This is a genomic window from Arcticibacterium sp., assembly GCF_055134445.1.
The window spans coordinates 1-8135 of the sequence record NZ_JBSRVI010000033.1 but is presented as its reverse complement, the minus strand read 5'-3'; the positions used below and the strand labels follow the sequence as shown (position 1 = coordinate 8135).

Sequence of the window (8135 nt, the reverse complement as noted above, 5' to 3'; positions counted from 1 at the left end):
AATAAGGACCGAAAAGCTTGAACCTAGTTTACCCGCTTGGTACCCAATACCTACAGCAGACTGGGTTGGCTCTTGTAGGGCCTGAGTACCAATACCCACATTGAATTTATTGAGGCAAAAAAAGTTTTTCATGGCCTCGTGACCAATGGCAATATTGTCATCGTTGTTTACACCCTGTCCGCTTATGGGGTGATGTGAATAGAGAGCGTTTGTGCCGATTGCAATGTTTCTGTCGGAATAGACACTCCAATAGTTAGCCCCTTTACCTATGGCTATATTGTTAATGGCGTCTTGACCATTTTTCATAGATTCTATGCCTATCACGACATTGCCATTAGAAGTATTTGGGAATGCGGTGTTGATATCGTTCAACATGGCATCCTTACCTAATATTAAATTGTCAGTATTGTTAGAGAAGTTATTGTTGGAAATATGCGTAGAATTAATACTGCTTGGTAATATCGTGACGGAAGTGGTATTGTTTTGCAGGGTATTTACCTGAGCTTTTGAATGGTTACAAAAGCTAGAAAATGCTATCGTAAGAAGAAGTATGATTTTTTTCATAATCTAAGGATGTTGTTTTTAATGAGATACTAGTAAACATTGTTTTTGTAACCTCTTGTAATTTTTTCCTTTTTCTCCATGTTTTTAAACTTAAGGAAGCTACAGTTTTTTGCTGATTATTGACTTTTAAGTAATTAGATTTTTACATTAGCTTGTAGAAACTAACCATTTCTAAAATAAACCGCTTAAAAAATTGACAGACTCAGAAATTGTAAAAAGTATAAAAAAAGGAGGAAGTGCTGAAAATGACGCTATTTCAAGGCTTTATGAGCAGAATAAGGGCGAAATGGTCAGGTTTCTGAATACCTGTAAAAATCAAGAAAGTGCTAAAGAACCAGAAGATATCATTTGGGAAGGGATGGAGGCATTGGTAAATAATATCAAAAATGGAAAATATCAAATACAAGAAGGCATTTACCTGAGGAGCTACTTGAAGTCGATCTTGAAAAACTTATGGTTTAAACATTTAAGCTCTGAAAAGGCAAGAGTTGCAAGGCAACATGTTTATTTTGAAAACCATGACGAAGTCGAAATTGATGTTTCTGAAATCATAGCAGAGAAAGAAGTTTGGGATAAGTACCTCGCTATTTTTGAAAATGTTGGAAAAAATTGCAAAAGGACATTACAAATGGTGTATGGTCTCGGATATGGTATTAAAGAGCTAGCTCAGAAGCTTATTAATGAAGGTCTTTATGAAAACGAACAAGTTGTTAGGAATGCGAAAAGCAAGTGTTTGAAAAAAGTTTCTGAGACGCTCACCAAGTAATCAATAATAAATGGATTTAGAATTAATAGAAGATTATATCTTAAACAGACTTAGTGCTGAGGAGGAGAGGACTGTTCAAGAAAGAATTAAAAATGAATCGGAATTTGCGAAGGCGTATGCTCAACAAAAACTGCTTTCGGAGACGGTCGTAAGATTTAATTCAAGAGAAAATATTAAAGCCATTCATGAGCAGAAAATGCAAGAATGGGGCTCCCACGCTGGTGGCAGGGTTATTGCCTTTAGACCCAAACGCCAGACTTTTAAGGTTTTATACAGATTTGCAGGAGCTGCTGTGGCGGCATGTTTAGTAGCAGTCCTTTATTTAGGGAATGCAGATTTTTATCTGCCAGATGTCACAGCTTTAATAGAAAGAGGAAACACTGACGCGAATAATAGTGGGAATCAGGTTTATCAGGATTATATACTAGCTCAGGGTATGTTGGCGGAAGGGAAATACACAGAAGCCGCTGAAACTTTTGAAGTTTTAAAGAATAATGAAGGTTTAAGAGCCTATTATCAAGATGCCGCTCGTTGGTTTGAGGTGGTAGCTGTTTCAGGAATTGATGAAAAGAAGGCATCTCTACTTTTGGATGATTTAGAATCCCAAGAAGATTTCAAATATCCACTTTCCTTGATGGAGCGATTGAAAATGAAAGTGAGGTTATGGTTTTAGCTATTTTCTAAGTCTCCAGAGTCCTATAGATAGGACTAGTAAAAGAAGAAAACTACCAATTGTCCACCATTTGTATAGTTCCCAAAATGAGCGTTCTAAAGGCTCATTATTTCCAATTAGAATAAAATTTGCCCAGTAGTACGGATGGTCAAACTCTTGACCAATATCCGATGCTCTAAAATCTAATTTGGCTTGTCTAAGTGCAGCAGCTTTATTCCATCCTTTTTTCAAATAGTGATACAGTCGTTCTGAAAGCCAAGCGGTACTTTGGTCGTTCGCTTTCCATAGCGTGGTGATTACTGCTGGGCATCCGGCATAGGCAAAGCCTCTTGCTAAAGACATTAAACCTTCACCTTGCTGTAACTTTCCACCACCTGCTTCACAGGCGGATAAGACTACTAACTGCGTGTTTTTAAGTGATAAATTATAAAGTTCTTCTGTGTATAGTTTATAGTCGGAGCTATCGGGATAAAAAGCTATAAAAGATTTAGCTGGGTCAGTGTCGTCCATTTGAGCATGTGTTGCGAAATGGATTATCCCGTGTTTTTGGTAGTCTTCTAGAAAATGTTTTTTTGTGGCGGTCTTGTTTTGATATATAGTTCCTGAAATTTTTTCAACTTCAAGTTTTGAGAATGGAAGGTGACCCAGTCCTTTACCTCTGAAGGTGCTTGTACTCCAGTTTTGATTGGCATATGGGGCAATGGCCAAAATGGACGCGGCTTTTTCTATTGGGCGAGTATATTGACTATTCTTCCAAATAGTGGCGGAATAATCATAGGAAATAGCATACTTTTCTAAAATACTTTGCTTAGGAGAATCTTCTAGTATGTCGAAGGCAAGCTTATTTAGATCGCCATCTCTGATGATAATTAGCTCCCTAATGTTTCCAAGAGATTGTTCTAGGGGCTTTAATAATAGATCGTAAAGTTTTTGAGCATGCAGGCTACCTGTGTATATTCCGAGACCAGGTTGGTTGTAAACCTGGGAAAGCAAAGGCTCTAGTTCTTTATTGACTTCTGACTTAGATACTCTAAAAGTTTTTATTTTAGTCTGTTTTCCAAAACCTATAATTAAATATTCCTCTACTAAATCGGCTATTTCAATCAAGTATTCCGTAGGTCTTAATACTTCCTGATAAGAACTGAACTGCACACTTTCGCTTTGGCTTTTCTTTTTCCTATTAAGTTGATTTAGGATATGGCTTTGTTTTAATTTTAGATCGTTCTGCTTCTTTAAAAGTATGCTATCATTTGGTGAAATAACTAAAGCTAATTTGTTTTTTTGGAGCTGACTAATTAATTCTTTCTCTTTGAGTGCCAGCTCCGTAAAATCTTTCTTAATCGTCAATTTTTCAAGGTTATCTTGTAGAATACCTCCTTTATAGGAATCTGCCAAAGTGAAGAGGACCCTAGGGTTTCCATTCTTTTTTAAAATCCTTAAGCCGTTTAATAAATATGGGTTGCTTAGCTGGTTTAGGTATGCTTTGCTTTGGTCATAGGGTAAGTATTCGCGAGCGAGCTTAGCAAGGACAGAAATAGCAAGATAGATGTCTTCCGTATTCTTGTTTTGAACTAAAGCATTTTCTGCTTTATGATAAAGCAGCTTAAGGGCTAGAATGTAGTCAAGGGTTTGTTCCGGGCTTTTAGCGTTATATCTAACTAATGCTAAAGCCTTATCAATACTTTTTTCGGCTTCGTTTAGGTTTCCTTCTTTTGTGTAAATAAAAGAAAGCAGCTCGTTGGCTTTGGCTTTTTCTATAATGAAGGCAGTTTCATTTAAAATTTTTGACAAAGTGTTTTTGGCAATGTTTAATTGATTCTCTTCAATTTCTAAATGAGCTTTTTGAAGTAAGAATCGAAGGTATACTTCTTTTGAAATGCTTTCTTTTCCCTTATAGTGAGTATCAGTAAAAAGAAGGTTAGCTTTGTTTATGTGCAATTTGGCCTCTTCAAACTTATTTTCTCTACTATTTAAGATTGACAAGGCTGTATGAATGTCGGCTTTGTCAGATTGATAATGAGCGTACTTTAGAGCTTCGCTATAAAGTTCTTTAGCCAGTTGGAAGTTATCTGTTGTATTGTGAAAATTAGCTTCATTTCTTAAACCTTTTACCAGAAAGTTCTTGGTCTCATAGACCTTAGAGAATTCAGTGGCCTTTTTAAAGTAAACTTTTGCGTTTTCCAGGTCACCTATTTGATGATAGAATGAAGCTTGATTGCTAAAGTTGGCATAGTGGTATAAGAATAAGTTAGGGTTTTTTATTAAATCAGGATTTGCGAATAGGAGGGAGTCTATAGAGAAAAAGACTTGGCTTGATTTATAAAGTAAACCGGCTTTATGGTACATGAAGGCAAGTGATTGGAATAGCTTTATTTTTGAACTATCGCAATCTGCCTTGCTGTTATTCTGAATTCCTTTGTAAAGGATGTTTTCGGCCAGTTGGTAAGCTCCTAAATCAACCAACAAGGCACCTTGGTAAAGCAAAGCTTCTGAAGCCCCACAATAGTTTTTTTCTTTTAAAAAACCGCTATAAGCTTCGCGATACTTTGCCATGGCCGCAAGGGTATCTGCTGTATTATTGGCATAAATACGATAACCCTCTTTTAGGAGGGTATTTGGACTCGGCGTTTTTTGTGCAAACGCCGAGTAACCAATTAAGTTTAATAAAATAATTATAAATCGCATTATTATGGTCCAGGGACTATCATATTAGGAGGCCCAGCTGTTCCGGGGTCCTGAATACCACCTCCAAAACAAGGTTTGTCGTCAAGGTGGTCGTTAATATTGTCAAAATAGTATTTTGCTCTTTGGTCAGGATCTTCAAGAAGTTTTTCAGAAGAGCGTTTAATAATTAAGGCAGTTCGGTAGGTTGTATTATCGCCTTCAAGTTGAAAGTAAATGTAATTTAAACTACCTAATGGGGTATCTTCAGATTCAGATAAAACAATGGCCCCTTCGCTATCTAAAATTAGGTTTTTGTCATTTGTCCATACTTTTTGAATGTTGTTTTTGTTTAAAGTTGGTTTAACTAGCTCTCTTAAATTATACACTTTGCTCGGTAAGCCTTCATAAAACAATCCTTCGCTATAATTTTCTATGACTTTAGGCATTACAAACTTTATAAAAGATTTGTCGTCAGTTTTACCTTGTTCTGCTTCTACAGTTCCTTTTGGAGTGACTTCATAGACACTTGGCTCTATGGTCTTGTATGTGTCTTTATCAAAGCTAAAATCATTGTAAATCGTTGTGTTACTTTCTTTTATGTCTTTGTAAATAAGACAGCACTCCATCGTTTTATAACGATCAGGTAGTCCGTCTTTGTAAGTATAGTAGGTCTCATAACCATCGGAGTCTTTTATGATGATGGTATTTATTTTGTTATTATAATCGCAGCCAAACTTTTCAATACCACAAATAGATAAGCCTGCATTAGGTATGTAATTGGATGTTGAATTATCACATATTTGCCTACAATTTTCACTATCATAGCTAACATTTGCCCAAGTTACTTGTGCAAATGAAAAGGTAGTGTTCTCGGGCATAACACACTTTTTCTTACACATAAGCATTGAAACGGAAAGTGTAAGAAGTAAAATGGCGTTTAAGATTACTTTTCTCATTTTGAAATTTTGGTTTGTTATGCGTTAATACTTTTGGGGCAGGGTTTTGTAACCATTGGACTTTGTAAATTATAAAGAAAGCAGAAAAAAAGGTAAAGCTTTTGTTCATTAGTTGGTAATTACTAGGACTATCCTATTCACACGCTTCGGGAGGAGTACTATAATGAAATTCTACATGGTGAAAGGCTCCTGGGTTTGACGTATTATTGACATGTACTCTGTATTTCCCATCTAGCAGTAAATTACTTCCTGAGATAATAAAACTGTGAGGAAAAGAGGCCATGGCTAAATTTTGAGTAAGAACATTTTGCCAAGTTGAACCTTCATAGTATTCGAGGTTATATACCCAGTTTGCAACACCAGTACCAGCATTATTAGATTCCATTTTTATTAAAATGCCAGAACCCACCGTAAATGGAGCATTTATATTTATTAGCACAGGGTAAGCGTTAGTTTGACCATAATAATAGAATGCGTAATAAATTTCCTTTAGGCAAGAGTAAGACTTCTCTCCGCAAGTTTCAATGGTTTTGATTCTCCAGGTGTAAGTTTGATTGATGTTAAAAGTATTGCTAGCCAAACTATTATTACTATAAGAAAAGGTGGTGTTTGGGAATGATTGATAATCTATCCACGGACCATTGTTTGTAGAATATTGAAGTATAAACTGCGAAACTATAGACGGTTTCGGGTGAAACCAATTAAATAAAACTGTTTGAGAGCTTCCATTGAAGCTCATAATTGCGTTTACTAAACCCGGCTTATATATAGATTCTGTTTTGATTTTTTGCCACTCGCATCCGTCATAAACCACAAGTGAATTTACGGTACAATTAAAAGCGGTGGAGCCTTCTCTTAATCCATCACTCGGAGTAAGTGAATTCATAGTAAAATCACTTATTACTGGAAAATTAACTATTTCTGGAAGTATAATGCCACTTAATGTTTCACAGCTTATACAGCTTCCTGTTAAATGAATGGTAGAGGTGTAAATACCCGTAGGGTCAATATGTCCATAGCTGAAACACCAAGAATCCCATTTCTCCCAAGTGGTGTCACATGGAGGCTCAGGGTCGGCGTTAGTGCCAACAGACCTATAGAAAACAATGTAATTACCATAAATGTCTCGAGCTTCAATATTCCACTGTCCATTTCTTCTCATGATATATGCTTCTATGTTTGAGGAATATCCGGGCATACTGATAGTAGCCGTGTAAATGGAAGTGCCTGCATCATAAAGTTCATAGGGACTATAAATGGGAGTGGGGCCGATACAAAGATATTCGTCCAAAGAGGCATTATAGGACAAAGGATTATAGGTGACATTTAGGTATGTCTCACTGGCACCAGAAATGGTGACCTGTGCAAAACTGCAGATGGAAACCAATAGGAGTAGGATAGTTTTTTTCATGTTCTAATTAGTATTTATTTTGATTATTTAGAGAATTCAAAATCTCCATTGTTTAAGTCTAACTATTTTCAGAAAATCGTTTCCAACCTCTTCTTGAGAACTTTAACTTTTTGCCATCTTCTAGCTTGACTTCCATATCATTCTGTAGTTCGGCGAATTGCATGTTTACCACATGCTTTCTGCTAATTCTAACAAAGTCACCATGCTCGCTTAAGCAAGTCATTACTTTTTGCATGGTGGTCGAAAGTACATTGTACTTTCCGTTGGCGGTATAAACGTTGGTGTAATTTACATCAGCTTCTAAGTGTGTGATATTGTTTGGTAGCAGGAAAGTCCGGGCTCCTAGCATTACAACTTCATTTGGGATTTCTTGATTAATTTTCATTGGATTTTTTCATGTTTTATACATACCTATCCAAAACCACAGTTTTTTTGTAACCTTTTCGTTTGAAAATTTTCAAAATTCTTCAAGAAATAATTTGATAAACTAAGCCAGAAAGGAGTAATTCCTTAACAAAAATTGTTTAGCATTATTAAAAAAAACAAAGCGACATATCTTTCGAATTGTCGCTTTGTTATAAATAAAAATAAGCTATTGTTTAGTTATGAATGACAAACCATTTAGTACCGTTTGAGATTAACTGAGTGCTTGAGGTGGGGACTACCGCATACGTTGTTGTTTGAATTGTAGCGTCAATCTGTATGCCACTAGGTACTGTTGATATATTGATGTTTTGTGTGTTATAATTTAGTATATGGTATATCCTGCCAGAACAGGTCGTGGGGTCTGGCAAAGTCATAGTTCTAGTCACTGTACCTGTCACTATTACATATCTATGGATTTGATTTAAAGCTAGATCTGAAGAAGTAGTGGTCACGGAATGGGCATTTGACCCTGTCATATGAACTGATGAGCTTGGAGAACTATTGTTAATCCCAACTTTATTAAATCCAGTTGAATTCATTGAAAGGAATTGAGCACCTGATGTGTTAACATTTAATCCATCCGCTATCTGTGAAATTTTATACCCATTGTCAAACGTTATATTTGCATTTTCAGGTAAAATGACATCCTCTTTAGAACCTTGAACCATTATCCAC

8 protein-coding genes are annotated in these 8135 nt (G+C 36.0%); 2 read left to right on the top strand and 6 right to left on the bottom strand.

Going from position 1 to position 8135, the window contains the following annotated elements; translation table 11 throughout:
* A partial coding sequence (locus tag ACTBZY_RS04005) for a hypothetical protein (protein ID WP_463045046.1) occupies window positions 1-564 on the bottom strand: 564 nt, incomplete at its 3' end.
* Between the two features lie 193 nt (window positions 565-757).
* Between ACTBZY_RS04005 and ACTBZY_RS04000 the strand changes: the two genes are divergently transcribed.
* Window positions 758-1330 (top strand): RNA polymerase sigma factor, encoded by a 573-nt coding sequence (locus ACTBZY_RS04000; protein ID WP_463045045.1) that lies wholly within the window; start codon window positions 758-760, stop codon window positions 1328-1330.
* A gap of 10 nt (window positions 1331-1340) precedes the next feature.
* Window positions 1341-2003: a hypothetical protein gene (locus tag ACTBZY_RS03995; RefSeq protein WP_463045044.1), complete on the top strand. Its 663-nt coding sequence runs from the start codon at window positions 1341-1343 to the stop codon at window positions 2001-2003.
* Here the strand turns inward: ACTBZY_RS03995 and ACTBZY_RS03990 are convergent, their stop codons facing one another.
* The 5 genes from ACTBZY_RS03990 to ACTBZY_RS03970 form a co-directional block, all read right to left on the bottom strand.
* A complete protein-coding gene (locus tag ACTBZY_RS03990) occupies window positions 2004-4688 on the bottom strand; it encodes a CHAT domain-containing protein (RefSeq protein WP_463045043.1) in 2685 nt (894 codons plus the stop codon).
* Between the two features lie 2 nt (window positions 4689-4690).
* The gene (locus ACTBZY_RS03985) at window positions 4691-5623 is read right to left on the bottom strand and encodes a hypothetical protein (RefSeq protein ID WP_463045042.1); all 933 of its coding nucleotides are present in this window, start codon (window positions 5621-5623) and stop codon (window positions 4691-4693) included.
* A 133-nt stretch (window positions 5624-5756) separates the two neighbouring features.
* The gene (locus tag ACTBZY_RS03980; protein WP_463045041.1) at window positions 5757-7034 is read right to left on the bottom strand and encodes a hypothetical protein; all 1278 of its coding nucleotides are present in this window, start codon (window positions 7032-7034) and stop codon (window positions 5757-5759) included.
* Between the two features lie 58 nt (window positions 7035-7092).
* Window positions 7093-7419: a LytTR family DNA-binding domain-containing protein gene (locus ACTBZY_RS03975; protein WP_463045040.1), complete on the bottom strand. Its 327-nt coding sequence runs from the start codon at window positions 7417-7419 to the stop codon at window positions 7093-7095.
* 214 nt (window positions 7420-7633) lie between these two features.
* Window positions 7634-8135: hypothetical protein (locus ACTBZY_RS03970; RefSeq protein WP_463045039.1), on the bottom strand; the 502-nt coding region annotated here is incomplete at its 5' end.

Coding starts and splice junctions, on each gene's coding strand:
- ACTBZY_RS03980 (WP_463045041.1), bottom strand. CDS start 7,034: ATGAAAAAAACTATCCTACTCCTATTGGTTTCCATCTGCAGTTTTGCA.
- ACTBZY_RS03995 (WP_463045044.1), top strand. CDS start 1,341: ATGGATTTAGAATTAATAGAAGATTATATCTTAAACAGACTTAGTGCT.
- ACTBZY_RS03975 (WP_463045040.1), bottom strand. CDS start 7,419: ATGAAAATTAATCAAGAAATCCCAAATGAAGTTGTAATGCTAGGAGCC.
- ACTBZY_RS03990 (WP_463045043.1), bottom strand. CDS start 4,688: ATGCGATTTATAATTATTTTATTAAACTTAATTGGTTACTCGGCGTTT.
- ACTBZY_RS03985 (WP_463045042.1), bottom strand. CDS start 5,623: ATGAGAAAAGTAATCTTAAACGCCATTTTACTTCTTACACTTTCCGTT.